Origin of the sequence: Streptomyces sp. NPDC012510, from assembly GCF_042955065.1 — a bacterium.
Lineage (GTDB): Bacteria > Actinomycetota > Actinomycetes > Streptomycetales > Streptomycetaceae > Streptomyces.
On record NZ_JBIBEN010000006.1, the window covers coordinates 286257 to 311871 of the forward strand.

The 25615-nt window shown below is 70.9% G+C and carries 22 protein-coding genes; 13 read left to right on the forward strand and 9 right to left on the reverse strand.

Annotated elements, in window-relative coordinates; genetic code table 11:
* Nucleotides 1-38: 38 nt before the first annotated feature.
* Genes ACFY9I_RS14000 through ACFY9I_RS14010 form a run of 3 tightly spaced genes read right to left on the reverse strand, consistent with a single transcriptional unit; the run spans nt 39 to nt 3182 of the window.
* On the reverse strand, nt 39-941 hold the full coding sequence (locus tag ACFY9I_RS14000; RefSeq protein ID WP_391001025.1) for an ABC transporter permease subunit: 903 nt from the start codon (nt 939-941) through the stop codon (nt 39-41).
* Between the two features lie 4 nt (nt 942-945).
* A complete protein-coding gene (locus ACFY9I_RS14005) occupies nt 946-1851 on the reverse strand; it encodes an ABC transporter permease subunit (RefSeq protein WP_391001028.1) in 906 nt (301 codons plus the stop codon).
* Nucleotides 1848-3182: an extracellular solute-binding protein gene (locus ACFY9I_RS14010; protein WP_391001031.1), complete on the reverse strand. Its 1335-nt coding sequence runs from the start codon at nt 3180-3182 to the stop codon at nt 1848-1850. Before ACFY9I_RS14010 ends, ACFY9I_RS14005 begins: the two co-directional genes overlap by 4 nt.
* Before the next feature lie 121 nt (nt 3183-3303).
* On the opposite strand from ACFY9I_RS14010, the gene ACFY9I_RS14015 reads away from it, so the two are divergent.
* The 3 genes from ACFY9I_RS14015 (at nt 3304) to ACFY9I_RS14025 (ending at nt 7121) form a co-directional block, all read left to right on the forward strand.
* Entirely contained in the window at nt 3304-4365 is a 1062-nt protein-coding gene (locus ACFY9I_RS14015) for a substrate-binding domain-containing protein (protein WP_391001034.1), read from the forward strand.
* Between the two features lie 210 nt (nt 4366-4575).
* A complete protein-coding gene (locus ACFY9I_RS14020) occupies nt 4576-5934 on the forward strand; it encodes an endo-1,4-beta-xylanase (protein WP_391001037.1) in 1359 nt (452 codons plus the stop codon).
* A gap of 113 nt (nt 5935-6047) precedes the next feature.
* Entirely contained in the window at nt 6048-7121 is a 1074-nt protein-coding gene (locus ACFY9I_RS14025; protein ID WP_391001040.1) for an LCP family protein, read from the forward strand.
* 204 nt (nt 7122-7325) lie between these two features.
* On the opposite strand, the gene ACFY9I_RS14030 is transcribed toward ACFY9I_RS14025, so the two are convergent.
* Nucleotides 7326-8585: a methyltransferase domain-containing protein gene (locus ACFY9I_RS14030; protein WP_391001043.1), complete on the reverse strand. Its 1260-nt coding sequence runs from the start codon at nt 8583-8585 to the stop codon at nt 7326-7328.
* A gap of 140 nt (nt 8586-8725) precedes the next feature.
* On the opposite strand from ACFY9I_RS14030, the gene ACFY9I_RS14035 reads away from it, so the two are divergent.
* Entirely contained in the window at nt 8726-9760 is a 1035-nt protein-coding gene (locus tag ACFY9I_RS14035; RefSeq protein ID WP_391001046.1) for a polysaccharide deacetylase family protein, read from the forward strand.
* Here the strand turns inward: ACFY9I_RS14035 and ACFY9I_RS14040 are convergent.
* Nucleotides 9751-10065: a hypothetical protein gene (locus tag ACFY9I_RS14040; protein WP_391001493.1), complete on the reverse strand. Its 315-nt coding sequence runs from the start codon at nt 10063-10065 to the stop codon at nt 9751-9753. The two genes, ACFY9I_RS14035 and ACFY9I_RS14040, sit on opposite strands and share 10 nt — an antisense overlap.
* 114 nt (nt 10066-10179) lie before the next feature.
* Here ACFY9I_RS14040 and ACFY9I_RS14045 point away from each other — a divergent pair, with 114 nt between their 5' ends.
* The 3 genes from ACFY9I_RS14045 to groL all read left to right on the forward strand — a co-directional run bounded on the left by ACFY9I_RS14045 (nt 10180) and on the right by groL (nt 13433).
* Complete coding sequence (locus ACFY9I_RS14045; protein WP_391001459.1) at nt 10180-11052, forward strand: polysaccharide deacetylase family protein; 873 nt, start codon at nt 10180-10182, stop codon at nt 11050-11052.
* 283 nt (nt 11053-11335) lie between these two features.
* The gene (gene groES / locus ACFY9I_RS14050; RefSeq protein WP_003998759.1) at nt 11336-11644 is read left to right on the forward strand and encodes a co-chaperone GroES; all 309 of its coding nucleotides are present in this window, start codon (nt 11336-11338) and stop codon (nt 11642-11644) included.
* 160 nt (nt 11645-11804) lie between these two features.
* The gene (gene groL / locus ACFY9I_RS14055) at nt 11805-13433 is read left to right on the forward strand and encodes a chaperonin GroEL (protein WP_391001049.1); all 1629 of its coding nucleotides are present in this window, start codon (nt 11805-11807) and stop codon (nt 13431-13433) included.
* Nucleotides 13434-13523: 90 nt separating this feature from the next.
* Here the strand turns inward: groL and ACFY9I_RS14060 are convergent, their stop codons facing one another.
* Complete coding sequence (locus ACFY9I_RS14060) at nt 13524-14231, reverse strand: ester cyclase (RefSeq protein WP_391001052.1); 708 nt, start codon at nt 14229-14231, stop codon at nt 13524-13526.
* Between the two features lie 88 nt (nt 14232-14319).
* Here ACFY9I_RS14060 and ACFY9I_RS14065 point away from each other — a divergent pair, with 88 nt between their 5' ends.
* Nucleotides 14320-17913, forward strand: a complete 3594-nt coding sequence (locus ACFY9I_RS14065) for a hypothetical protein (RefSeq protein WP_391001055.1) — start codon at nt 14320-14322, stop codon at nt 17911-17913.
* A 16-nt stretch (nt 17914-17929) separates the two neighbouring features.
* Here ACFY9I_RS14065 and ACFY9I_RS14070 read toward each other — a convergent pair whose 3' ends face one another.
* On the reverse strand, nt 17930-18703 hold the full coding sequence (locus ACFY9I_RS14070; protein ID WP_391001058.1) for an SDR family NAD(P)-dependent oxidoreductase: 774 nt from the start codon (nt 18701-18703) through the stop codon (nt 17930-17932).
* 64 nt (nt 18704-18767) lie between these two features.
* On the reverse strand, nt 18768-19433 hold the full coding sequence (locus tag ACFY9I_RS14075; protein WP_391001061.1) for an MOSC domain-containing protein: 666 nt from the start codon (nt 19431-19433) through the stop codon (nt 18768-18770).
* A gap of 80 nt (nt 19434-19513) precedes the next feature.
* On the opposite strand from ACFY9I_RS14075, the gene ACFY9I_RS14080 reads away from it, so the two are divergent.
* Complete coding sequence (locus ACFY9I_RS14080) at nt 19514-20422, forward strand: LysR substrate-binding domain-containing protein (protein ID WP_391001064.1); 909 nt, start codon at nt 19514-19516, stop codon at nt 20420-20422.
* 58 nt (nt 20423-20480) lie between these two features.
* On the opposite strand, the gene ACFY9I_RS14085 is transcribed toward ACFY9I_RS14080, so the two are convergent.
* Nucleotides 20481-20810, reverse strand: a complete 330-nt coding sequence (locus tag ACFY9I_RS14085) for a WhiB family transcriptional regulator (RefSeq protein WP_391001066.1) — start codon at nt 20808-20810, stop codon at nt 20481-20483.
* Between the two features lie 391 nt (nt 20811-21201).
* On the opposite strand from ACFY9I_RS14085, the gene ACFY9I_RS14090 reads away from it, so the two are divergent.
* The 4 genes from ACFY9I_RS14090 to ACFY9I_RS14105 all read left to right on the forward strand — a co-directional run bounded on the left by ACFY9I_RS14090 (nt 21202) and on the right by ACFY9I_RS14105 (nt 25568).
* Nucleotides 21202-21813 (forward strand): response regulator transcription factor, encoded by a 612-nt coding sequence (locus ACFY9I_RS14090; RefSeq protein WP_003948568.1) that lies wholly within the window; start codon nt 21202-21204, stop codon nt 21811-21813.
* A gap of 256 nt (nt 21814-22069) precedes the next feature.
* Nucleotides 22070-22645, forward strand: coding sequence for a sigma-70 family RNA polymerase sigma factor (locus tag ACFY9I_RS14095; RefSeq protein ID WP_005481141.1), 576 nt, complete (start codon nt 22070-22072; stop codon nt 22643-22645).
* Nucleotides 22646-22825: 180 nt separating this feature from the next.
* The gene (guaB, locus tag ACFY9I_RS14100) at nt 22826-24328 is read left to right on the forward strand and encodes an IMP dehydrogenase (protein WP_391001069.1); all 1503 of its coding nucleotides are present in this window, start codon (nt 22826-22828) and stop codon (nt 24326-24328) included.
* Between the two features lie 115 nt (nt 24329-24443).
* A complete protein-coding gene (locus tag ACFY9I_RS14105) occupies nt 24444-25568 on the forward strand; it encodes a GuaB3 family IMP dehydrogenase-related protein (protein WP_391001072.1) in 1125 nt (374 codons plus the stop codon).
* The last annotated feature ends 47 nt before the right edge of the window (nt 25569-25615 follow it).

A 25615-nucleotide genomic window follows, 5' to 3' on the forward strand; every position in this document is an offset into this window, starting at 1 on the left:
AGTTCCAGAGGCCGCGGGGGCCGGTGCGACTGGTGGGCTCACTTGCCACCCACGCCCATCAACCCGCCCACCAGCGCCCGCCGCGCCACCAGGTACACGGCGAAGATCGGGATGCCGGAGAGGACGACGGAGGCGAGCAGGGCCGGGATGTTGACGCCGAACTGGCTGACGTAGTTGAACAGGCCGAGCGTGAGGACGCGGGGGCCGTCGGACTGGGTGAAGATCAGCGGGAAGAGGAAGCCGTTCCAGGCCTGGAGCGCCGCGTAGATCACCACCGTGCTGATACCGCCCTTGGCCAGCGGGATCGTCAGCTGGAAGAGCATGCGGAGCGGGGACGCGCCGTCCAGTGCCATCGCCTCGTACAGGTCCTCGGAGACGTCCCGCAGGGTGCCCACCAGGACCAGCACCGAGACCGGCATGGCGAAGGCCGCCGTCGGCAGGATGACGGCCAGGAGGGTGTCGTAGAGGTCGAGTTTGGCGATCAGCAAATACAACGGGACCACCACCGCCTGGGCCGGGATCGCCACGCCCAGCAGGAACAGGCGGAAGGCGGCGTTCGACCAGCGGTCACGGGTGCGGACGGCCACGTACGCGAGGGGGATGGACAGGGCCAGGACGATCCCCACGACGGACACCGCGACGATCGCCGTGTTGCTCAGGAGGTGGCCGAAGCCGCTGGTGAGGACCGTGTTGTAGTTGTCGAGGGTCGGGTCCGTCGGAGGCTTCAGAGGGTTGCCGGTCAGGGCCTTGTCCGCGCCCGTGAGGGATGCCGAGAGCATCGCGTAGATGGGGACGAGGACGACGACCAGCCAGACGAACGCCCCGAGGCCCGCGACCGGGTTGCCGCGCCTGGTCCAGTGGCGTCGCCTGCGGGGGGCGGTCGTCCGCTCCCGTGAGGGCTCGTCGGCCTTCGTGGGGCGCGCCAACGTATCGTGTGACACCGCGTCACATCCCTTCGCGGGTGCTGCGCATGGCGCCGAAGCCCGTCAGCCGGACGAGGACGAGCGACAGGCCCGTCGCGGCGATGACCAGGAAGGACGCGATGGCGCTGGCGTAGCCGAAGTCGTACGTCTTGAAGCCCGCCTCGTACATCAGGTACGGCAGGATCGCCGTGTCCGTGCCGGGTCCGCCCTTGGTGAGGATCAGGACCGTCTCGAAGTAGGTCAGCGAGCCGACGACCATCAGGACCGTGGACGTGGTGATCGTGTGGCGCAGCTGCGGGAGCGTGATCGAGAAGAACTGGCGGTAACGGCCGGCGCCGTCGATGGCGGCGGCCTGATAGAGGACGTCGGGGATCTGACGGGCCCCGCCCTGGTAGATCAGGGTGTGGAAGGGGATGAACTGCCAGCCGCCGACGAAGACGATCGCGAGGAACGCGCCGCTCTGCGAGCCGAGGGTGTCCGCCTGGATGATGCCGAAGTTCGGGTCGAGGAGGGCGTAGAAGAGGATCGCGATGGCGGTGGAGGAGAGCAGGAACGGGACGAAGAAGATCGCGGAGAGAACGGCGCGGTTGCGCTGCCTGCCCGCCGCCCAGACACCGAGGAGGAGGGCGACGACCGTTTGGAAGGCCCAGCTCGCGACCGTCAGGACGACGGTCAGCCAGAGGGACTGGGTCATACGGGGGTCGTCGAGGAGCTTCTTCCAGTTGTCGAGGCCCACCGGTTGCGGGTCGCCGAGGCCGTCCCAGCTGGTGAAGGAGAGGTAGAGGGCGAGGGCCATCGGGACGACCGCGAAGAAGGTGAAGAAGAGGACGCCGGGGAGGGCCCAGGCGGCGTGCGGGCGGCCGGTGCGGCCGGCGTGGTGCGCCCGCTCCTTCCGTGCCGCCGGCGTCTTCTCGACCGTGACGGTCACTTCAGCCCCTTGCACGCCGTCACGAACTCGCTCGGCGAGGACTGGCCCGCGAACAGCTTGCCTATCTCGGTGTGCATCTTGGTGCCGAGCCCGTCGCCGAGGGCCTGGTCCCAGGAGAGCGTGAAGGCCGGGGCCTGCTGGACCATGTCGTACTGGAACTTGGCGTACTCGGGATTGGGGGAGGACGTGAGCAGCTCGGCCGCGTTCGAGGTGGTCGGCACGTCGCCGTTGTCGACGAGGGCCTGGGCGTACGCCTTGGACGCGCAGTCCTTGAGGAAGCCGATCGCCAGGTCCTTGTTCTTCGTACGGGCGTTGACGGACCAGTAGTTGGTGGGATTGCCGACGACGTTGCGGACATCGCCCGTGCCGCCCTCGACGGTCGGGAAGGCGGCCCAGCCCAGGTTGCCCTTGGCGAAGTCCGGGAACTTGCCGAGCTGTGTGGAGTACTCCCAGGAGCCCATCAGGTGCATGGCCGCCTTGCCGCGTGCGAAGACCGCGGGGGCGCCGCCGTTGACGTACGACACCGAGGTGAACTTGGAGCCGAAGGCGCCGTCGTCGATGAGTTCCTTGACCAGCTCGGCGGCCTTGAGGACGGCCGGGTCGCCCCAGCCCTCGGCGTCGCCGTCCTGGATGCGCTTGAAGACCTCGGGCCCGCCGATCCGGTCGACCAGGTACTCCAGCCACATCAGCTCGGGCCAGATGTCGGAGCCGCCGAGGGCGAAGGGGGTGATCTTCGCCTTCTTCAGCTTGGCGTTGATGTCGAGCAACTGGTCCCAGGTGGTGGGCGGCTGGAGCTTGTGCTCGGTGAAGACGGACTTGTTGTAGAAGAGGATCACCGGCTGCATACCGCGCATCGGGATGCCGTAGTGGCGGCCCTTGAGGTCTCCGGCGGAGAGGACCGAGGGCAGGAAGCCGCCCTTGAGGACCGGGTCGCCCTCGATGATGTCGGTGAGGTCGACGAGCTTGCCCGCCTCCTCGTACGGCTTGATGGAGCCGCCGCCCCAGTTGAAGAAGACGTCCGGGGCGCTGGGAGAACCCATGGCCGTACGGAGCTTGGGGGAGTAGTCGGAGCCGGGGACCTTCTGCAGCTTGACGGTGCCGCCGGCCTTCTTCGCCGCGGCCGACTTGTTGTACCGGTCGACGCCCGCCTGCTGGACCTTCACCGCGTCGTCGCCGTACACGAACGCGGTGATCGTCTTGCCGTCCCCGCCCGAGCCGCCGCCGGAGCCGCAGGCGGTGAGGCCGGTGCCGAGTCCGGCGGTGAGCAACGAGGCGGAACCGGCGCCGAGGAACCAGCGCCTGCTGAACGTCCGCTCTCTGTTCGACTCCATTGACAGCACCTCTCGCGAAAGGTCGAGGGACGAATGTTTCGGATGGCATCCCGAATGTTCCGGGAACGTATGGCCGTCGAAAGGGTTCGTCAAGGGGGTGTGCAGGGATACGATCCCGCTCATGAAGCCCGCGAAGCCCGAGGAAACCCAGACAAGAGCGCGAGCGTCGCAGTCCACGCAGACCGCGACGCTCGCCGAGATCGCCCGCCAGGCCGGTGTCTCGGCTCCGACTGTTTCGAAGGTGCTCAACGGCCGCGCGGATGTCGCGCCCGCGACCCGCACCCGTGTCGAGGACCTGCTGCGTGAGTACGGCTACCGTCGCCGGCGCGCCGAGGCGACCAGGTCCCCCCTCATCGACCTGGTCTTCCACGAGCTGGAGAGCGCCTGGGCGATGGAGGTCATCCGGGGCGTGGAGAACGTCGCGCGGGAGGAGGGCCTGAGCGTCGTCCTCTCCGAGAGCGCGGGCCGGCTCACGCCCGGCCGCACCTGGGCCGACCAGGTCGCCGCCCGCCGCCCGCACGGTGTCGTCCTCGTCCTGTCCGGGCTCGACGAGTCCCAGCGCGCGTTGCTGACCAGCCGCTCCATCCCGTTCGTGGTGATGGACCCGGCCGGTGACCCGGGCGACGACGTGCCCTCGATCGGCGCCACCAACTGGCAGGGGGGCCTGGCCGCCACCCGTCATCTGATCGACCTCGGCCACCGGCGCATCGGCGCCCTCAGCGGGCCCTCGCGGATGATGTGCAGCCGCGCCCGGGTCGACGGCTACCGGGCCGCGCTGGAGACCGCCGGCCTGCCGGTCGACCCGGGCCTGCTCAAGGCCGGCGACTTCCACCACGAGACCGGCTACCGGCTCGGCCTCGCTCTGCTGCGCCGTCCCGACCGCCCCACGGCCGTCTTCGCCGGCAACGACCTCCAGGCCCTCGGCCTCTACGAAGCCGCCCGTGAACTGGGTCTGCGCATCCCGGAGGACCTCAGCGTGGTCGGCTTCGACGACCTGCCGGTGGCCCGCTGGGTGGGGCCGCCGCTGACGACCGTGCGCCAGCCCCTGATGGAGATGGCCGAGGCGGCGGCCCGACTGGTGCTCGACCTGGGCCGCCAGGAGGGTTCGTCGGCGGCGAGGCGGGTGGAACTGGCGACGAGCCTGGTGGTGCGCAGCAGCACGGGGGTGCCGCCGGCGGTCTGACGGTGTACGGGTCCGGTTCGTGGCCGGGTGCCCCACCGCCGCGGCTCGTCGCGCACTCGCGGCGGAGCCGCACGTCGGCACGGCCGCGCCTTGAGCGGCGTCGTGTGACGGTCGTGGCCGGAAGTTGTCGTATTGACGACTGGGCCACCCACCCCCACACTCCTCCGAAGTCAATCGGTTGCACCACCGAAACATTCGGAGGCACCCGCAATGAGACCCTCCCTGACCACCCTGACCACCCTGCTCACCGGCGCCGCGACACTCGCCGCCCTGCTCGTCGCGGCCCCCACCGCCCACGCCGCCGACCCGCCCCTGCGCGACCTCGCCGCGGCCAAGGGCAAGGCCGTCGGCACCGCCGTGACCGGATCCAAGCTCACCGGCACCTACGGTGAGATCGCCGGCCGGGAGTTCAACTGGCTCACCCCCGGCAACGCCATGAAGTGGGGCTCCGTCGAGCCCACCCGCGGCAACTTCGACTGGACCGAGGCCGACCAGATCGTCGACTTCGCCGAGGCCCACGACCAGGACGTACGCGGCCACACCCTCGTCTGGCACAGCCAGAACCCGAGCTGGCTCGACAACGGCACCTGGACACCCGCGCAGCTCAGCCAGTTGATGAACGACCACATCGCGCTCGAAGTCGGCCGCTACAAGGGCCGGCTGGCCGCCTGGGACGTGGTGAACGAGCCCTTCAACGAGGACGGCACCTACCGCCGGACCCTCTGGTACAACGGCCTCGGTACCGACTACATAGCCCAGGCCCTGACCGCCGCCCGCGCCGCCGACCCGTCCACCAAGCTCTACATCAACGACTACAACGTCGAGGGTGTCAACGCGAAGAGCACGGCCCTGTACAACCTGGTCAGGGACCTGAAGGCGCGCGGAGTCCCGATCGACGGGGTCGGCCTGCAGGCGCATCTGATTCTCGGCCAGGTCCCCTCCACCCTCCAGCAGAACATCCAGCGCTTCGCCGACCTGGGCGTGGACGTCGCCATCACGGAACTCGACATCCGTATGCAACTTCCGGCCACCGAGGCCAAGTTGGCGCAACAGCGGACCGAGTACGACGCCGTGGTGAAGGCGTGCGTGGCGGTGACCCGCTGCACCGGCGTCACCGTCTGGGGCTTCACCGACTCCGACTCCTGGATCCCGGACACCTTCCCGGGTGAGGGCGCGGCGACCCCGTACGACGGGAACTACGTGCCGAAACCGGCGTACTACGGCATCGTGACGGGCTTCGGCGGGACGGGTACGACACCCCCGCCGTCGACGGAGGGCTGTGCGGCGACGTACAGCGTGGCGAACCAGTGGAACACCGGGTTCACGGGCAACGTGACGATCAGGTGTGCCGCCGGCTCCTCGCTCTCCTCCTGGCGGGCCGACTGGACCTTCGGGGCGGGCCAGCGGATCGGTCAGGCCTGGAACGCCACCTGCACCCAGACCGGCGCGACGGTCAGTTGCGCCAACGCGTCCTGGAACGGGAGCGTGCCGAGCGGGGGTTCGGTGACCTTCGGCTTCAACGGCACATGGAGCGGGAGTAATCCGGCACCGACGGTGACGCTGCGCTGAAAGCGGCCGAGAACCCCGAACACGGCTGAGAGCGACTGACAAGTATGAGAATTTCCGAAGGAAAGGCCGCAGGAGGTTCCCGCCCGTGATAATTCGGACGTACGTTCCGGTGTGTGGCTGACGAAGACGAGGGCGAGGACGGCACCGAGAGCGCCGAAGGACGGCTTGGCCGACGGCCACGACGGCCACGACGGCTGAGGATCGTCGGGTGCGTTCTCGCCGGCGTCCTCGTACTCGGCGCGGGCTCGGCGGCTTGGGCGTTCTGGCGGCTCAACGGCAACATCGAGAGCGTCGACATCGACAGCGCGCTCGGCGACAACCGTCCCGCGAAGCCCCGGCCGACGGGCTCCCCCTCGGCCTCCGCCGCCCCGCTCGCGACCGGCGCGCTCAACATCCTCGTCCTCGGCTCCGACTCCCGCAGCGGCAAGGAGAACGCCGAACTCGGGGGCGGCGGCGAGGACTCGGGCGCCCGCTCGGACACCGCGATGGTCGTCCACATCGACGAGGGCCGCACTGGGGCGACGGTCGTCAGCATCCCCCGCGACACCCTCGTCACCCGCCCGTCCTGCCCGCTGGAGTCGGGCGGTTCGACGTCGGTCGCGTACAACGTGATGTTCAACAGCGCGTACGCCGTCGGCGGCCCGGTCTGCGCGGTGAAGACCGTCGAGTCGCTGACCGACGTCCGCATGGACCACTACATGGAGATCGACTTCTCCGGCTTCGCCAAGCTCGTCGACGCTCTCGGCGGCGTCACGGTCACGACGGACGAGGACATCGACGACGAGGACAGCCACCTGACCCTGGCGGCCGGCACCCACCACCTCGACGGCGAACAGGCCCTCGCCCTCGCGCGGACCCGCCACGGCATCGGCGACGGCAGCGACCTGGGCCGCATCGCCCTCCAGCAACACCTGGTGAAGGCCCTCCTGGACCAGATCGCCTCCACCGACCTCCTGACCGATCCCGCCCGGCTCTACCGGGCCGCCGACGCGATCACCGCCGGCCTGACGACGGACACCGGCCTGGACTCCCTCACGGAACTGATGAACTTCGCCCAGAGCTTGCGGGACCTGTCCTCCGCCCGCACCAGAACCGTGATGATGCCGGTGGCGCCGGCCCCGTACGACCGCAACCGAGTGGTGGCGGACGAGCCGGAGGCGGGCGAGCTGTGGGAGTCACTGCGTTAGCCGGAAAAACCTCAGGAAAAGTCAGCGGCCGTGTCCGAGTCGACCAGGGAGGTCGTCGGGGGCTACGCGCTGATGCAGTGCAAGGACATGGCCGAGTGGAGGAGGCCCGCGCCGAGTTCGTCCGGGCGGCGGAGCTGGCGCGCAACGAGCGGGAGCGGGCGCTGCTGCTGGCGCGGGCGGAGGAGGGGGGCCGGTGAGGCCGACTCAGGGGGCCGGTCGGACCGGGTGGCCGATCAGCATGGTGGGGGCGCCCGCGACTCGGGTCAGGAAGACCGTGGCCGAGTTGCGCCCCTGAGGCTTGACTTTCTTCCGCAGCTCCTCCGGCTCGACGGCCGACCCCCGCTTCTTCACGGTCAGGATGCCGACCTCGCGTTCTCTCAGCAGTGCCTTCAACTTCTTGACGTTGAAGGGGAGCTGGTCGGTGATCTCGTACGCGGTGGCGTAGGGGGTGGGGCGGAGTGTGTCGGCGGTGACGTAGGCGATGGTCGGGTCGATGAGGCCGCCGGCGTCGAGTCCGGCTGCGACCTCGGAGACCAGGTGGGCGCGGATGACGGCGCCGTCGGGCTCGTAGAGGTAGCGGCCGACGGGCCGGACCCGGGGGTCGGGGAGGCCACGGCCGAGGAGGGTGTGGCGGCCGGGAAGGAGGGTGGCGCGGACGGCGGCCGACTTGGTGCCGGGAGCCGGCTCGGTGCCGGGGGCCGGCGTCGTGGCGGCGGCCGATTCGGTGTCGGTCGCCGTCCCGAACCAGAGCACCGCCTCTTTCACATCGCCGCCGTCGGAGATCCACTCGGCCTCGGCCTCGGCGGGGATCGCCTCGTGGGGGATGCCGGGGGCGATCTTCAGGGCGGCGCGGGGGGACTTCAGGGCGGTCGCGACGGCCCAGGAGAGCGGCGGGGAGTACGCCTCGGGATCGAAGATCCGGCCCCGGCCCCCGCGCCTGGCCGGATCGACGAAGACCGCGTCGTACGGCGAGGTGTCGATGTGAGTGACGTCCGCCTCCCGCACCTCGATCAGGTCGGCCAGGCCGAGCGCGTCGGCGTTGGCGCGGGCCACCGCCGCCGTCAGGGGGTCGCGGTCGACCGCCAGGACCCGGATGCCGGCCCGGGCGAGGGCGATCGCGTCACCGCCGATGCCGCAGCACAGGTCGGCCACGGAGGTCACGCCCAGCGCGCGCATCCGCTCCGCCCGGTACGCCGCCACCGTCGTCCTGGTCGACTGCTCGACCCCGTTCGGCGTGAAGAACATCCGCCCCGCGTCCGCCACGTCGAACTTCGCCGCCGCCCGCTGCCGCAGCCGGGCCTGCGCCAGGGCCGCCGAGACCAGTTCCGCAGGGTGGTCCCGGCGCAACCGCGTCGCCACGGCCAACTCCCGCGCCGGTTCGGTACCGCGCACCTCGTCGAGGAGAGCGCGGCCCTCGGGGGTGAGGAGGGGGGCGAGGAAGACGGCGGGGTCGAGGTCGTTCACCGGGCCATTGTCTTCCAGTGGGTGAGTGGGGTGTGTGTCGGGAGGGCGGACGGGGTGGTGTGGGCCGGTTGGTGGATGGTGCGCGTTCCGTGGCGGTGTCGGGCGGTGGGGAGGGGCTTGTCCTGCGAGGATGCGGCGCCATGCGATTCGTACGACAAAATGACAAAAAGGTAGTGAAGCGGGCGAGCTTCAAGGCGGGGAGCGGTGGTGTCCGGGGCGTCGTCGTCGTACTCGCCGCCGCGGCCGTCGTGTCCGGGTGCGCCGGGGGCGCCGGGGGTGCAGGAGGTCCCGACAGCTCCGGGAAACCCGAGAAGTCCAGGAAGTCTCAGAAATCCGACGACTCGGTGGAACGGGGGACCCCCGGACCGGTCCACGGTCAGTCCGGCCGGCGTCCGCCCGACGCGTCCACCGCGCGTGCCCTCGGCGCGTATGCCCTGAAGACGCGCCGGGCGCACGCCGCGCGGGTCGCCGCCGCGAAGCGCTGGGGGCTGGCCGCGCTGCCGCTGCTGCCGCCCGCGCCCCCGGCGCGCAAACCGGCGCTCAGGACACGTGAGGGTTTCGAGGTCGACGGGCACCTGGAGGACGGGCTGCCACCGGTCTTCACGACCGTTCCCACCCGCCACAAGGTCGTCTTCCTGACGATCGACGACGGTGCCGAGAAGGACCCCGCGTTCCTGCGGATGATGAGCGATCTCCGGATCCCGTACACCGCCTTCCTCAGCGACTACCTGATCGAGGACGACTACGGCTACTTCGAGCGGATGCGCGACCGTGGTGTCGTCCTCGACAACCACACCCTCAACCACCGCTACCTGCCCGCCCTCTCCTACACCGCCCAGAAGCGCGAGATCTGCGGCATGCAGGACGTGATCGAGAAGCGGTACGGCGAACGGCCCACCCTCTTCCGGCCGCCGTACGGCAGCTACGACCAGGACACCCTGCGGGCCGCCAAGGTCTGCGGCATCGAGGCGGTCCCCCTCTGGAACGAGGAGGTCTTCGCCGACCGCTGGGAGTACCGGGAAGGGGACCGAGAGCTGCGCCCGGGCGACATCGTCCTCAGTCACTTCCGGGGCGAGGGCGACTGGAAGGGCACCATGCGCGACATGATCCGCCGCTTCCTGAACCGGGTCACCGCCGAGGGGTACGCGGTGGCGAGACTGGAGGACTACCTGTGAGGAGGCCAGGGGGTCGTCGCGTGCGCGGAGGGCGGCGGCTGCGTGGCGGCCGCCGCCGGGTGCCGGGGGAGGGCGAGGCCCGGAGAGGCCGAGGACCGCGCGGCGGATGCGGGATGCGTGAGAGGACCGAGCGCACAGGACATGCGCCGGGTGCCGAAAGCGCGGGGGGTGCCGGGAGCGCCGGGCATGTCGGGGGTGCGGGGCATGTCGGGGGTGCGGAGAGCGTCGGGAGCGGCAGCCGTGTCGGGGGTGCGGAGGGCGCCGTGGGCGGCAGGCGTGCCGGGGGTGCGGAGGGCGTCCGGCATGCCGGGACGCGGGCAGGGCGGGCGGGGCGTGCGGAGCCGACGGCACGCGCGTGGTGGTGCGGCGCACGCCGCTCCGCGCCCCTCCCGACGGCCCGTACGACGGCGACCCGCGCACTGGCCCTCCTCGCCTCCCTCGCCGTCCTGCTGGTCCCCGGATGCGCCGCCCGGCCCCCCGAGCCGGTCGGCCGGGCCGCTCCGCCGCCGCCCTCGTCCCGCACCTCGGCGCCGGCACCCTCTACCGGAGCCACGACACCGGCACCCTCTACCCGAGCCCCGACATCGGCCTCGACACCGCCCCCAGGCCCTCACCAGCCCCCGTACCGACGTTGGGGCCTTCCCTCGCCGCTCGCCCCCGCGCCATGGCCCCCCGATCGGCCGGTGGCCCCTCGCGCGGCCGGGCCGGCGCCGGTCGTCGGCCGCGTTCCGACGCGGGACAAGGTGGTCTTCCTGACGTACGACGACGGTGCCGAGAGGGACCCCCGGTTCGCCGCGATGGTGCGTGAGCTGCGGCTGCCGGTGACCCTGTTCCTGACGGACCGCGTCGTGGGGCCGGGGTACGGCCACTTCGCCCGCCTGCGGGCGGTCGGCGCGACCGTGCAGAACCACACGCTCGACCACAGGGCCCTGCGCGGCCTGCCGTACGCCGGACAGCGCGCCGAGATCTGCGGTCAGCAGTACAAGCTGGGGCAGCGCTTCGGTGTCCGCCCGACCCTCTTCCGCCCGCCGTACGGCGTCTACGACACCACCACGCTCCGCGCCGCCGCCGACTGCGGCATCGGCGCGGTCGTCCTGTGGAGCGCGTCCCTGCGGAGCACCGGTCTCCGCCACACCGTGGCCGACCGCCTCCGCCCCGGCGACATCGTCCTTGCCGGCACCGGCGGACCGGGCCGACTGGAGGGCGCGACCCTCACCCGGATGACGGCCGGACTGTTGCGGCGCATCCAGGAGCGGGGCCTAACGGTGGGCCGCCTGGAGGACTACCTCTGACGCCCGTGCGGCACGGTCCGGCGCCCGGTCGACGCATGCCCACGGCCCGCACGACACGCCCCCGGCGACTCGCCCGACACGCCCGCCGCGACCCGCCACACCGCACGCGATTAGCAGTCCGCTTGACCGAGTGCTAATCGCGGTCATAGTCTCAGGTCTGGCACTCCCCCCTGGAGAGTGCCAACTACGCGACGGGCAGGTCCGGCACCCGCGACGACGGATCCACCTGGTCGCCACCTCAGACAGTTAACCCCGTGAGATCTCCGAAGGGGGAGGTCGGATCGTGACGACCACCAGCTCCAAGGTTGCCATCAAGCCGCTCGAGGACCGCATCGTGGTCCAGCCGCTCGACGCCGAGCAGACCACCGCCTCTGGCCTGGTCATCCCGGACACCGCCAAGGAGAAGCCCCAGGAGGGCGTCGTCCTGGCCGTGGGCCCGGGCCGCTTCGAGAACGGCGAGCGCCTGCCGCTCGACGTCAAGACCGGCGACATCGTGCTGTACAGCAAGTACGGCGGCACCGAGGTGAAGTACAACGGCGAGGAGTACCTCGTCCTCTCGGCTCGCGACGTCCTCGCGATCATCGAGAAGTAAGGGGGGTCTGGGGGTCACCCCCAGAAATCCCGCATCGGCTTCCTCACCGAAGCACATTGCTTGTGAGCTGCGCCCTTGGCCCCCCGCGACCACTAATGAGCCGGGCGTCAGGGGCGCAGTTCGTTTCACCGACATTTTCCGAGAGGGCTGAACCGCTCCCATGGCGAAGATCCTGAAGTTCGACGAGGACGCCCGTCGCGCCCTCGAGCGCGGCGTCAACAAGCTTGCCGACACGGTCAAGGTGACGATCGGCCCCAAGGGTCGCAACGTCGTCATCGACAAGAAGTTCGGCGCCCCCACCATCACCAACGACGGTGTGACCATCGCCCGCGAGGTCGAGGTCGAGGACCCGTACGAGAACCTCGGTGCCCAGCTGGTGAAGGAGGTGGCGACCAAGACCAACGACATCGCGGGTGACGGTACGACCACCGCCACCGTGCTCGCCCAGGCGCTCGTGCGCGAGGGCCTGAAGAACGTCGCCGCCGGTGCCTCCCCGGCCGCCCTGAAGAAGGGCATCGACGCCGCCGTCGCCGCGGTCTCCGAGGAGCTCCTCGCGACCGCCCGCCCGATCGACGAGAAGTCCGACATCGCCGCCGTCGCCGGTCTGTCCGCCCAGGACGCCCAGGTCGGCGAGCTCATCGCCGAGGCGATGGACAAGGTCGGCAAGGACGGTGTCATCACCGTCGAGGAGTCCAACACCTTCGGTCTGGAGCTGGACTTCACCGAGGGCATGGCCTTCGACAAGGGCTACCTGTCGCCGTACTTCGTGACGGACCAGGAGCGTATGGAGGCCGTCCTCGACGACCCGTACATCCTCATCCACCAGGGCAAGATCGGCGCCATCGCCGACCTGCTGCCGCTGCTGGAGAAGGTCATCCAGGCCAACGCCTCCAAGCCGCTGCTGATCATCGCCGAGGACGTCGAGGGCGAGGCCCTGTCGACCCTCGTCGTCAACAAGATCCGCGGCACCTTCAACGCGGTCGCCGTGAAGGCCCCCGGCTTCGGTGACCGTCGCAAGGCGATGCTGCAGGACATGGCGACGCTGACCGGCGCCGAGGTCATCTCCGAGGAGGTCGGCCTCAAGCTCGACCAGGTCGGCCTGGACGTGCTGGGCTCCGCCCGCCGCGTCACCGTCACCAAGGACGACACCACGATCGTCGACGGCGCCGGCGACTCCGGGGCCGTCCAGGGCCGCGTCGCCCAGATCAAGGCCGAGATCGAGAACACGGACTCCGACTGGGACCGCGAGAAGCTCCAGGAGCGCCTCGCGAAGCTGGCCGGCGGCGTGTGCGTCATCAAGGTCGGCGCCGCCACCGAGGTGGAGCTGAAGGAGAAGAAGCACCGTCTGGAGGACGCCATCTCCGCGACCCGTGCCGCGGTCGAGGAGGGCATCGTCTCCGGTGGTGGCTCCGCGCTCGTCCACGCCGTCAAGGTCCTCGAGGGCAACCTCGGCAAGACCGGCGACGAGGCCACGGGTGTCGCGGTCGTCCGCAAGGCCGCCGTCGAGCCGCTGCGCTGGATCGCCGAGAACGCCGGCCTGGAGGGCTACGTCATCACCTCCAAGGTCGCCGAGCTCGACAAGGGCCAGGGCTTCAACGCCGCCACCGGCGAGTACGGCGACCTGGTCAAGTCCGGCGTCATCGACCCGGTCAAGGTCACCCGCTCCGCCCTGGAGAACGCCGCCTCCATCGCCTCCCTCCTCCTGACGACCGAGACCCTGGTCGTCGAGAAGAAGGAAGAGGAGCCGGCCGACGCGGGCCACGGCCACGGTCACGGCCACTCCCACTGACGCGGGACACGTCGGCGAGCAAGCCGTAGATGAGGCCCGGCATCCCCGTACGCGGGGGTGCCGGGCCTTCCCGCGTCACGGCCCGATGACCTATTTCTCCAGGTCGTCGAGGGCTCCGAGCTGCCCCATCAACCCGAGCCGGTCGTACTCCCACCATCCCTCGGCGATCTTCCCCTCGGGGGTGAACCGGTGAATGGTCGTCCCGGTCATCCGGACCGTCCTCCCGCTGGCCGGAATCCCGAGGAAGTCCCCCTTGTGGGTCGCGTCCCAGGTCCACCGCGTGCACACCCGGTCATCCTGGGCGAGCTGGTCCTCCACGGTGAACGCGTAGTCGAACGCGCTCCGCCACTCCTCGCAGGTCCGTCGGAACGCGTCCATCCCGATGGCGTCCGGCTCCCCGGAGGGCACATGGTCGTGATAGTCCTCCACGAGCAGATCGTTGAGCGGCGGCAGCTCCCCCTTCACGGCCAGCGTCTCGAAGAACCGCCGCGCCGTCCCCGTGTAGAGCTGCTCGTCCCGCACCACGTCCAGATCCGTGAACGTCGGCATCTCGTCGCAGAGCGCGATCATGTCCTGGAAGATCCGGTCCGTCTCCGGCAGCCCGGAGTTCCGCATGGCCTCCTCGTACGACGGGAACTCCACTATCTCGATGACGTGCGACGAGTCGGACCGGTCCGTGCCGACCACACTGTGCGTCGCCGTCCGCTTCCCCTTGGTCTGCTCGACCCACCTGTCCATCAGCCGGTTCATCTCGTCGAGCCGACTGGTCCTGCAGTCGATGAGCTGCACGAACGTCATGCCACACCACCTCCCGGCCCCCCTGGTCCGGTGAACCAGTCCATTGTCCCCCCACGTCCTCCCTCGCACCCTTTGGCACCATGGCCTCATGCGCTGGTGGGGGAAACGAGGGGCGGCCGAGGACGGAACACCGCCGACCGGCTCCGCCGAGGCCTCGGCCCAGGGAGCGGTGGCCGCCGGCGGGAACATCGGCCTGGCCGTGACCGGCGATCACAACCAGATCCTGTTCGTCCCCCAGGTCCGCTCGGCGTACCGGGAGCAGGTCCGCCGTATCGCCCCGGACCAACTCGTCGGCCGTGAAGCGGAGTTGGCGGAACTCGCTGCCTTCTGCACGGCCGACTCCGGCCCGGTGTACGCCTGGTGGCGCGCCGAGGCGTGGGCGGGCAAGACGGCCCTCCTCTCCTGGTTCGCACTCCACTCACCGCCGGGCGTCCGCGTCGTCCCCTTCTTCGTCACGGCCCGCCTGGGCGCACAGAACGACGCGACGGCGTACGTCGACGTCGTACTGGAACAACTCGCCGAACTGACCGGCGAGGGCCTCCCCGCCCACCTCACCCCCGCCACCCGCGAGGCGCACCTCCTGCACCTGTACGGCGCGGCCGCCGCCCTCTGCGCCCGGCGCGGTGAACGCCTGGTCCTCCTCGTCGACGGCCTCGACGAGGACCGGGGCGTCACCACCGGCCCGGACGCCCACAGCATCGCCAGCCTGCTGCCGACCCGACCGGAGCACGGGATGCGGGTCCTCGTGACCGGGCGCCTGAACCCACCGCTGCCCGGCGACGTCCCAGGCCACCACCCCCTGCACGACCCCGATATCGTCCGTGTCCTCAGGCCCTCCCCGCACGCCCAGGTGATCCGACAGGAAGCGGAGCGCGAGCTCAAGCGACTGATCGAGGCCGGGGGACTGGAGCACGATCTGCTCGGCCTGGTCACGGCCGCCGCAGGCGGTCTGACCGCCGAGGACCTGGCGGCGCTGACGGACGCGGTCCCGTACCGGGTACGGGATGTGCTGCGCACCCGCGCCGGGCGGACGTTCGGCACCCGTGTCGGCGTCTACCTGCTCGGTCACGAGGAACTCCAGGCCCAGGCCGAGGAGATGCTCGGCCCGGCCGAACTGGACCGCCACCGGGGCCGGTTGCACGCCTGGGCGGAGGACTGGCGGTCGCGTGGCTGGCCCGAGAACACACCGGAGTACCTGACGTCGGGCTACTTCCGGATGCTGCGGACCGGACGGGACCTCCCGCGCATGATCGGCTGCGCCCTCGACGCGGCGCGCCACGACCGGATGCTGCAGGCGACGGGAGGTGACGCCGCCGCCCTGACGGAGATCGGTGTGACCGAGGAACTCCTCATCGAAGAGGGCGCGCCCGACCTGAGGGACGCGTTTCGCCTCGCGCTGCACCGGGAGAACCTGGAGGGGCGGAACCGTCTCCTGACCCGGGCCCTGCCCCGCGCCTGGGCCGCCCTCGGCCGCCCCTACCGGGCGATGGCCCTGGCCCGCAGCATCCCCGGGCCGGTGGAGAGGACGCTCGCCCTGACCGACATCGCGACGGTGCTCCTCGACCGGGGGGACCGGGAGGCCGCGTTGCTCCTCCTGGACGCCGTGGAACGGGGCGCCGACTGGGAGCGGGCCGTCGACAGCGCCGACGGGAGGGAGATACCGGTGGAGGTGAGCCGCGTCTGGATGCACGCCGGGCTGCTCGATCGGGCCGAGGCACTCGTCGACCGGTACCGGGGCCCCTCGGTACGCCTCGCCGTGCGGTGGGCGCGGTCCGGTGCCTTCGATCGGGCCGAGTCGCTGTGCCTGCGGCAGGAACACCTGGTGGCGCGGGCCCAGGGCGCCGCCGAGGTGGCGGCCCTCTGGGTGGAGGCGGGACGGCGGGACCGCGGCGAGGAACTCGCCCGTGCCGCCGGGCCCGAGGCCGAACCCGTGGTCCGGGCCCGGATCGGGGCCGCGTCGCGACGCGTCGGCCGGGAAACCGACGCCGAAGACCTTCTCTCACGCGTGGACGCCACGACGTGCGTGCCGAAGCTGCTGCCGCTGCTGGTCGAGACGCTCACCATGGCCGGCGAGTACGACCGGGCCGTGGCCGTGACACGACTGCGGACGGAGGACCAACACCATGACGACGACTGGGGATATGAGGACGACTGGGGATATGAGGAACGGTCCTCGGCCCTCAGCGACATCGTGTGGGCGTTGGCCGCCGACGGTGAACACGCCCGTGCCCGCTCGCTCGCCGAGGAGATCGACCATCCGGGCTGTGCGGCACGGGCGTGGGGCGGCCTGGCGCGGGCTCTGGCGTCCAGCGGCGCCTACGCGCAGGCGGAGGGGCTGATCGAGGAAGCCGGGGACGACCGGCTCCGGGCGTGGGCCCGGCACGCCCTGGTCGACACGCTGGCGGAGGCGGGCGACATCGACCGGGCCGAGCGGCTGGCGCGTGACGGGGCGCACGAGCCGTTCCACCACGAGACCCTTCGTCTGATCGTCGCGGCACGCGCGCGAACGGGTCAGTGGGAGCGGGCCCGGGAACTGGCGCGCCGGCTCGGCTCCGCCGAGGACCACGACGCGTGGGTGGACGGTGCCGTGGCGGCGGTCGCGGCGGGGGCCGACCCCGAGCGCGTGGCCCGGCTGCTCGCCGACAGGGAAACCGAGATCCGGTGGCCGGTCGTTTCCGGAAGCCTCGACCGGGTGTGTACGACCGTGGACCTCGCCGACGCGGGACGGCCCGACGAGGCCGAGGCGGTGCTGCGGGACCTCGACCTCCCCGTCGTGCCCGGCGTCGGGGCCCACGACACCTCGGAGAAGGTCGCCCTGGAATTCCGGGCCAGGGACGTGGTCGGGGCACTCGCGCGGACAGGGCGCTTCGACGAGGCGGAGGCCCTCACCCGACGACTCCAGGGAGGCCCCGCGGCCCCGTCCGCCGGGGCGCTGCTCGCGGAACGGTTGTGCGCGGTGGGGCGGTTCGACCGCGTCGTCGGCCTCGCGGCGGAGTCGGACCCCGGGACACGGGACCACGTCCGCCTGGTTCTGGCGACCCATACCGTCGCCGCGGGCGATAGATCGACGGCCTATGCGCTCACCGTCGGCATGAAGGATCCGCACCTCCGCACCAGGGCGTGGGCCCGTATCGCCGTCGTGCTGGCGGAGTCCGGGGACGAGGCGAGGGCGCAGTGGGCTCTGCGGAAAGCCGAGTCCCACCGCCCGGACTGGCCGGACGACCTGGCCGCGGCCGACCTGCTGCACGCCTGGCTCGCCCTGCGCAGGTACGAGGAAGCCGACCGCCTCCTCGACCGGCTGGCCCTCCTGCCCCCGGCAGGTGTCCTGCGGTACGTGATGGACATCCTCGTGGAGCGGGAAGAGTACGGACGCGCCCAGAAAATGATCGATGGTCAGATCGTGGACCGGGACGACGCCCAAGTGGCCCTCGTCCACAGCCTGGTGACGGCCGGACAGCACTCCCGGGCCGCGGAACTGGCGCGCCGCGTCGAGGAGTCCGAAGCCGACCCGGACCCCCGCCTGTGGGCGGCCGTCGCCCCCGCCGTGGAGCCCGCCCGAGGGCGCGTGCTCCTCGCCCGCGCCCTGCGGCGGCTGCGGTTGCGGGACGTGCTCCCCGCACTGATCCGCGTCGAGCCCGGCACCGTCCCCTTGATCGTGGACACCCTGCGCGACCCGCGGTAACGACCCGTTCGCGACCCTACTGCGGCCCGTACTTCCGCCCCGTCTTCGAGCTGATCCCACCGAGGAGCCCCCTCGGCACCACCTTCACCACGCCCATCAGGGCCTTGTAGCGCGGGTCGGGGATGGAGACGGACCTGCCGCGGGAGAGGTCGGCGAGGGCGGCGGTCACCAGCTTGTCGGCGTCGAGCCACATCCAGGAGGGGATGTTGTCGGTGCCCATGCCGGCCCGGTCGTGGAACTCGGTGCGGACGAAGCCGGGGCACAGGGCCATCAGCCGTACCCCACTGCCGGCCAGGTCCCGCGCCGCGCCCTGGGTGAACTGCACGACCCAGGCCTTGGACGCCCCGTACGTTCCGCGCGGTACGAACGCCGCCACCGACGCCACGTTGACCACGCCCCCTCGGCCCCGCTCCCGCATCCCCTCCGTCGCCGCCGAGGTCAGACGCAGCACCGCCTCGCAGTGGACCTTGAGCATCCGCAGCTCGTCGGCCATGGGGACGTCGAGGAAGCGGCCCTTGTTGCCGAAGCCGGCATTGTTGACCAGCAGGTCGACCGGGTTCCTGCGGTCGGCCAGCCGCCGGACCACCGCCTCGATGCCGTCGTCCGTCGCCAGGTCCGCCGTCAGCACCTCCGCCTCGATGCCGTGCCGGTCGTGCAACTCCGTGGCCTGTTCCCGCAGTCGCTCGGTGTCGCGCGCCACCAGGACGAGGTTGTGCCCGTCCGCCGCCAGCCGCCGCGCGAAGGCGGCACCGATGCCCGCCGTCGATCCCGTGATGAGAGCCGTTGTCATGGCGCAAGCGTAGTGACCGGGACTGTGCGGGTCCGCTTGCTCCACCACACGTTCACCAGCGCCTTCAGCTCCGCTCCGCCACGTACTGCCGAGCCCACTGCGCCACCTCCGAATGCAGCGCGTCCCCCGCGTCCAGCAGGCGGGGCAGCAGCTCTTTCTCGGTCATCATGGCGCGGAAGGCGAGGGCGACGGTGATGTCGTGGTCGGGGCGGTGGACGATCTCGATCGGGTCGCCCGCGCGGATCTCGCCCGGCCGGATCACCCGCAGATACGCACCGGGCGCGCCCTGCCGCGTGAAGCGCTTGAGCCAGCCCCGCTCCCCCAGATGCCGCTGGAAGTTGAGACAGGGGACGCGGCCGGAGGTGATCTCCAGAACCGCCTCGGAGCCGATCCGCCAGCGTTCGCCGATGAGGGCGCCGGAGACGTCGAGGCCCTCGGTGGTGAGGTTCTCGCCGAAGGACCCGCTGGGCAGCGTGCGGCCCAACTCATGTTCCCAGCCGTCCAGGTCCTCGCGGGCGAACGCGTAGACCGCCTGGTCGTCGCCGCCGTGGTCCTTCGTGTTGCACACCGCGTCCCCGGTCACCCCGCTGGCGCCGACCCCCTTGGGCCCCGGCGCGAAGACCCGCAACGGTCCGTCCACCGGCCGTTTGTCGATGCCCGTGGCCTTCTTCGACTCCTCCGGGATGTCGACGGCCCGGGGACGCCCCACATTCAGTGACAGAAGCTTCATGCCGGCACGCTATGCGGCCGATGGTCAAAGTGTCGACGCGATATTCGGCACTCGATCCAAGTCGCGCTTATGCTCAAGGCGTGATCGAGGCCCGTCATCTCCGTGTCCTGCGCGCCGTCGCCGCCACCGGCTCCTTCTCGGCGGCGGGACGGGAACTCGGCTGCACCCAGCCCGCGGTCAGCCAGCAGATGAAGGCGCTGGAATCGTCCGTGGGCACGCCGTTGCTGGTCCGCGGCGGGCGGGAGATGCGGCTGACACAGGCGGGCGAGGCGCTGGTGCGACACGCGGCCGGGATCCTCGCCGGGCTCACCGCGGCCGAGGAAGAGGTCGCCGCGATCGCGGGGCTGCGCGCCGGACGGGTCCGTCTGGTCTCCTTCCCCAGCGGCAGCTCCGCCCTGGTCCCCACCGCGCTGGCCGCCCTGCGCGCCGCGCACCCCGGCACCCGTGTCTCGCTGGAGGAGGCCGAACCGCCGCGTTCGGTCGAGATGCTCCGCGAGGGCGACTGCGACATCGCGCTCGCCTTCCGCTACGAGGGCGCGGCGGGCGCGGAGGAGGGGGACGGGGAGTGGGACGACCTGGTCGTACGCCCCCTGCTCACGGACCGGCTCGTCGGGCTCGTGCCCCAGGGGCACCGACTGGCCCGTACGCCGTCCATCGGCATCGGAGAACTCGCCGGGGAATCCTGGATCGCCGGCTGCCCGCGCTGCCGGGGGCAGTTGGTGCGGGTCTGTGAGAGCGCGGGGTTCACGCCCCGCATCGACTTCGCGACCGACGACTATCCGGCCGTGGTCGGACTGGTGGGCGCGGGTCTCGGGGTCGCCGTCCTGCCGGAGCTGGCCGTCGAGTCCGTCCGAGCGAAGGGGGTGCGCGCGGTGTCGGTCGAGCCGGTGGTGCGCCGGGAGATCGTGGCGCTCACCCTGCCGGATCTCGCCCAGGTGCCCACGGTCGCGGCGACGCTGGACCGGCTGGCGGAAGCCGCCGCTCGCTAGACGGGGGGGAAGGGCCCATGCGCGCGTCGGTCGGACAAGGACGTGCAGAAACGTTCTTTCAGGTGTCGGAACCGGCGTCGGTCCCGGACGTGGACGCCGACACCAGCCGGTGGCGTGCCCTGCCCATCAGCTCCTCGCGCTCGTCCTCGGTCAGCCCGCCCCATACGCCGTAGGGCTCGCGCACCGCGAGGGCGTGGGCCGCGCACTGCGCGCGCACCGGGCATCTCATGCAGACCTCTTTGGCCGAGTTCTCGCGAGCGCTCCGTGCCGCACCGCGTTCTCCCTCGGGGTGGAAGAAGAGGGAGCTGTCGACCCCACGGCAGGCCGCGAGGAGCTGCCAGTCCCACAGATCAGCGTTCGGTCCGGGAAGGCGGGAGAAATCTGCCATTGCGTGTCCCCTTGTTGCTGTTCTTGTAGGAGATGTTGCCCATGACCGTACATCGACTATCAAAGGAGATGAAAATATGACTCATTGCGAATCTAGCCTCAGACACCAGCGAAGGGGAACAAAAAGGTCTGAATGGGGCATAGGTTGTGATGAAACGTTGAGGGTCCCTTGTGCATGTCTGCACCGTGTTGGCGCCCTCACGTAGAGTGCCGAAGGTGGCCGGCCATCCCGTAACTCTTTCGAGTGACCGTCGTTGAGACGGGCGGAGGCGGTTGAAGAACAAGCGCTCGGGCAGGCGTTCGTGTCCGCTCGTGAGCGTCGACCGCACAGGTGACGATTTCGTACCAGCCTGGAGGCTCAAGGTGACGCGCATCAGCTGCGGAGGGCGGCCATGACATCCGTCCTCGTCTGCGACGACTCCCCGCTTGCCCGAGAGGCGCTGCGCCGCGCGGTGGCGACCGTGCCCGGCGTCGAGCGCGTGACCACGGCGGCCAACGGCGAGGAAGTCCTCCGCCGCTGGGGGGCCGACCGCTCGGACCTGATTCTGATGGACGTACGCATGCCCGGCCTGGGCGGCGTGGAGACCGTACGGCGGCTGCTGTCCGCCGACCCCGGGGCGCGCATCATCATGCTCACCGTCGCCGAGGACCTGGACGGCGTGGCCCTCGCGGTCGCCGCCGGCGCCCGGGGCTATCTGCACAAGGACGCCTCCCGCGCGGAGCTGCGCGCCACCGTCACCCAGGCCCTGGCCGACCCGACCTGGCGGCTCGCCCCGCGCCGGCTGCGCTCCGCCGAGATGGGCGCGGCCCCCACGCTCACCGCCCGCGAGATCCAGGTCCTGGAAGGCATGAGCCACGGCCGCTCCAACGCCGAGATCGGCCGCGAGCTGTTCCTCTCCGAGGACACCGTGAAGACCCACGCCCGTCGGCTGTTCAAGAAGCTCGGAGCCTCGGACCGCGCGCACGCGGTGGCGCTCGGCTTCCGCTGGGGTCTGGTCCGCTGAGTGGACCGTAACGGGGGTACGAGAATCCCCGCCTGCCGCACGGCGGGCGGGGGCGCTGGGACGGCCCGCCGGATGCCCGCTGCTCGTTTCGCCGCGGATGCCGCATCCTTGAGGTGTGGAGTTCCTCGGGGAGCAGTCGAACGAGCGGGAGGGGAGGGCGCAGGAGATGAGTTCCGGCGCACCTGCTCATAACGCTTCGGTGCACAACCACGGACGTGGCGCCACGGACCGGACGGCCGCAAGGCACCATGGACCGATGCGCGACGACGAGACGACAGTGATCGGTGCGCTCGTGCATCGCGCGGTCGACGGGGACGAGCAGGCCACGCACGATCTGCTCGCCCATGTCCACCCCTTGGCGCTGCGCTACTGCCGCACCCGTCTGTCCCGGCTGCCGGGCGACGCGCGGCACTTCGTGGAGGACCTTGCGCAGGAGGTCTGTGTCGCCGTCCTGCTCGCACTGCCGCGCTACAAGGACACCGGACGACCGTTCGAGGCGTTCGTCTTCGCCATCGCGGGCCACAAGGTCGCGGACCTTCAGCGCGCCGCGATGCGCCACCCCGGCTCGACGGCCGTCCCCTCGGACGAGATGCCGGAGCGCCCCGACGACTCCCTCGGACCCGAGGAGCGCGCCCTGCTCAGCAGCGATGCCGAGTGGGCCAAGAAGCTCCTGGCCAACCTCCCCGAGAACCAGCGGGAACTGCTGCTGCTGAGGATCGCGGTGGGCCTCACGGCCGAGGAGACCGGCCAGATGCTGGGGATGTCACCAGGCGCGGTCCGGGTGGCGCAGCACCGGGCGCTGAGCCGGCTCCGGGCGCTGGCGGAGCAGTAGTACCGGCGTTACGACGACCGTTCGGAGGGCGCCCCGGATGAACACACGGGGTGCCTTCTTCGTACCCTTTTCCGTACGAACGTACGAGGCCCGGTATCACTTCGTACCGTGGAATGTGTGCCCCACGCTTCCCGTTAGCATGGACATCCGCACCGATCAAGGCCATTTGGGGAAGGTGTCATGACTGCCAACGTCGACGGAGTGCCCGCCAAATTCGCGACACTCGGGCTGACCTACGACGACGTGCTGCTGCTGCCGGGCGCATCCGAGGTGCTCCCGAACGCGGTCGACACCTCGTCCCGCATCTCCCGCAACGTCCGGGTGAACATCCCCCTGCTCTCGGCCGCGATGGACAAGGTCACCGAGTCCCGCATGGCGATCGCCATGGCCCGTCAGGGCGGCGTCGGCGTACTCCACCGCAACCTCTCCGTCGAGGACCAGGTCAACCAGGTCGACCTCGTCAAGCGCTCCGAGTCCGGGATGGTCACCGACCCGATCACCGTCCACCCGGACGCCACGCTCGCCGAGGCCGACGCCCTCTGCGCCAAGTTCCGCATCAGCGGCGTCCCGGTGACCGACGGCAACAAGAAGCTGCTCGGCATCGTCACCAACCGCGACATGGCCTTCGAGACCGACCGCTCCCGTCAGGTGCGCGAAGTCATGACCCCGATGCCGTTGGTCACCGGGCACGTCGGGATCTCCGGCGTCGAGGCCATGGAGCTGCTGCGCCGCCACAAGATCGAGAAGCTTCCCCTGGTCGACGAGGCGGGCATCCTCAAGGGCCTCATCACCGTCAAGGACTTCGTCAAGGCCGAGCAGTACCCCCACGCCGCCAAGGACGGGGAGGGCCGTCTGATCGTCGGCGCCGCCGTGGGCGCCAGCCCCGAGGCCCTGGAGCGGGCCCAGGCGCTGGCCGAGGCCGGTGTGGACTTCCTGGTCGTCGACACCTCGCACGGCCACAACAGCAACGCCCTCAGCTGGATGTCGAAGATCAAGTCGAGCGTCGGTGTCGATGTGATCGGCGGCAACGTCGCCACGCGCGACGGCGCCCAGGCGCTGATCGACGCCGGTGTCGACGGCATCAAGGTGGGCGTCGGCCCCGGCTCGATCTGCACCACCCGTGTGGTCGCCGGCATCGGTGTCCCGCAGGTCACGGCCATCTACGAGGCGTCCCTCGCGGCCCGCCCGGCGGGCGTCCCGCTGATCGGCGACGGCGGTCTGCAGTACTCCGGCGACATCGGCAAGGCCCTCGCCGCGGGCGCCGACACCGTGATGCTGGGCAGCCTCCTCGCCGGCTGCGAGGAGTCCCCCGGCGAGCTGCAGTTCATCAACGGCAAGCAGTTCAAGTCGTACCGCGGCATGGGTTCGCTGGGCGCCATGCAGTCCCGCGGCCAGGCCCGGTCGTACTCGAAGGACCGCTACTTCCAGGGCGAGGTCGCCTCCGACGACAAGCTCGTGCCCGAGGGCATCGAGGGGCAGGTGCCCTACCGCGGCCCGCTGGCCAACGTGCTGCACCAGCTCGTCGGCGGTCTGCGCCAGACCATGGGGTACGTGGGCGCCGCCACCATCGAGGAGATGGAGACCAAGGGCCGCTTCGTCCGCATCACCTCGGCGGGCCTCAAGGAGAGCCACCCGCACGACATCCAGATGACGGTCGAGGCGCCGAACTACAGCCGCAAGTAGACGGCAGGCCTTGTGACAGTGCGGTCAGGGCGGCCCCGGAGCATCCGGGGCCGCCCTCGTCGCGCCCGTCGGCGATACTGGTAGACGCTGAACGCATCAGGGAAAGGCCACAGACGTGACTGAGATCGAGATCGGGCGCGGCAAGCGCGGCCGCCGGGCGTACGCCTTCGACGACATCGCCGTCGTCCCCAGCCGCCGTACGCGGGACCCGAAGGAGGTCTCGATCGCCTGGCAGATCGACGCCTACCGATTCGAGCTGCCCTTCCTGGCCGCCCCCATGGACTCGGTCGTCTCCCCGGCCACCGCGATCCGCATCGGCGAGATGGGCGGCCTCGGCGTCCTGAACCTCGAAGGCCTCTGGACCCGGTACGAGGACCCGCAGCCGCTGCTCGACGAGATCACCGGCATGCCCGACGAGGCCGCCACCCGCCGCCTCCAGGAGATCTACGCCGCCCCCATCAAGGAGGAGCTGATCGGGCAGCGCATCAAGGAGGTGCGCGACTCCGGTGTCGTCACCGCCGCCGCGCTCTCGCCGCAGCGCACCGCCCAGTTCTCCAAGGCCGTCGTGGACGCCGGGGTCGACATCTTCGTCATCCGCGGGACGACCGTGTCCGCCGAGCACGTCTCCGGGGCGCACGAGCCGCTGAACCTGAAGCAGTTCATCTACGAGCTGGACGTCCCGGTCATCGTGGGCGGCTGCGCCACGTACACGGCCGCGCTGCACCTGATGCGTACGGGCGCGGCCGGTGTCCTCGTCGGCTTCGGCGGCGGCGCCGCCCACACCACGCGGAACGTGCTGGGCATCCAGGTCCCCATGGCCACGGCGGTCGCCGACGTCGCCGCCGCGCGCCGCGACTACATGGACGAGTCCGGCGGCCGGTACGTGCACGTCATCGCCGACGGTGGTGTCGGCTGGTCCGGCGACCTGCCCAAGGCCATCGCCTGCGGCGCGGACGCGGTCATGATGGGCTCCCCGCTGGCCCGCGCCACGGACGCGCCCGGCAAGGGCAACCACTGGGGCATGGAGGCGGTGAACGAGGAGCTGCCGCGCGGCAAGAAGGTCGACCTCGGCACGGTCGGCACGCTGGAGGAGGTCCTCACCGGGCCGTCCCACACCCCCGACGGTTCCATGAACCTCTTCGGCGCGCTGCGGCGGGCGATGGCCACCACCGGGTACAGCGAGCTGAAGGAGTTCCAGCGCGTCGAGGTGACGGTGGCGGACTCGCAGCACAAGCGGTGAGATGACGCGGCGCTCGGCTTGAGCGGCGGGAGGGGCTCGGTCGCCTG

Bases quoted from the DNA above. Each gene is read 5' to 3' on its own strand.
- ACFY9I_RS14020 (WP_391001037.1), top strand. From the start codon at position 4,576: ATGAGACCCTCCCTGACCACCCTGACCACCCTGCTCACCGGCGCCGCG.
- ACFY9I_RS14015 (WP_391001034.1), top strand. From the start codon at position 3,304: ATGAAGCCCGCGAAGCCCGAGGAAACCCAGACAAGAGCGCGAGCGTCG.
- ACFY9I_RS14010 (WP_391001031.1), bottom strand. From the start codon at position 3,182: ATGGAGTCGAACAGAGAGCGGACGTTCAGCAGGCGCTGGTTCCTCGGC.
- ACFY9I_RS14040 (WP_391001493.1), bottom strand. From the start codon at position 10,065: ATGCCGGACGCCCTCCGCACCCCCGGCACGCCTGCCGCCCACGGCGCC.
- ACFY9I_RS14075 (WP_391001061.1), bottom strand. From the start codon at position 19,433: ATGAAGCTTCTGTCACTGAATGTGGGGCGTCCCCGGGCCGTCGACATC.
- ACFY9I_RS14035 (WP_391001046.1), top strand. From the start codon at position 8,726: ATGCGATTCGTACGACAAAATGACAAAAAGGTAGTGAAGCGGGCGAGC.
- ACFY9I_RS14085 (WP_391001066.1), bottom strand. From the start codon at position 20,810: ATGGCAGATTTCTCCCGCCTTCCCGGACCGAACGCTGATCTGTGGGAC.
- ACFY9I_RS14060 (WP_391001052.1), bottom strand. From the start codon at position 14,231: ATGACGTTCGTGCAGCTCATCGACTGCAGGACCAGTCGGCTCGACGAG.
- guaB (WP_391001069.1), top strand. From the start codon at position 22,826: ATGACTGCCAACGTCGACGGAGTGCCCGCCAAATTCGCGACACTCGGG.
- ACFY9I_RS14090 (WP_003948568.1), top strand. From the start codon at position 21,202: ATGACATCCGTCCTCGTCTGCGACGACTCCCCGCTTGCCCGAGAGGCG.
- ACFY9I_RS14070 (WP_391001058.1), bottom strand. From the start codon at position 18,703: ATGACAACGGCTCTCATCACGGGATCGACGGCGGGCATCGGTGCCGCC.
- ACFY9I_RS14095 (WP_005481141.1), top strand. From the start codon at position 22,070: ATGCGCGACGACGAGACGACAGTGATCGGTGCGCTCGTGCATCGCGCG.
- ACFY9I_RS14065 (WP_391001055.1), top strand. From the start codon at position 14,320: ATGCGCTGGTGGGGGAAACGAGGGGCGGCCGAGGACGGAACACCGCCG.
- groL (WP_391001049.1), top strand. From the start codon at position 11,805: ATGGCGAAGATCCTGAAGTTCGACGAGGACGCCCGTCGCGCCCTCGAG.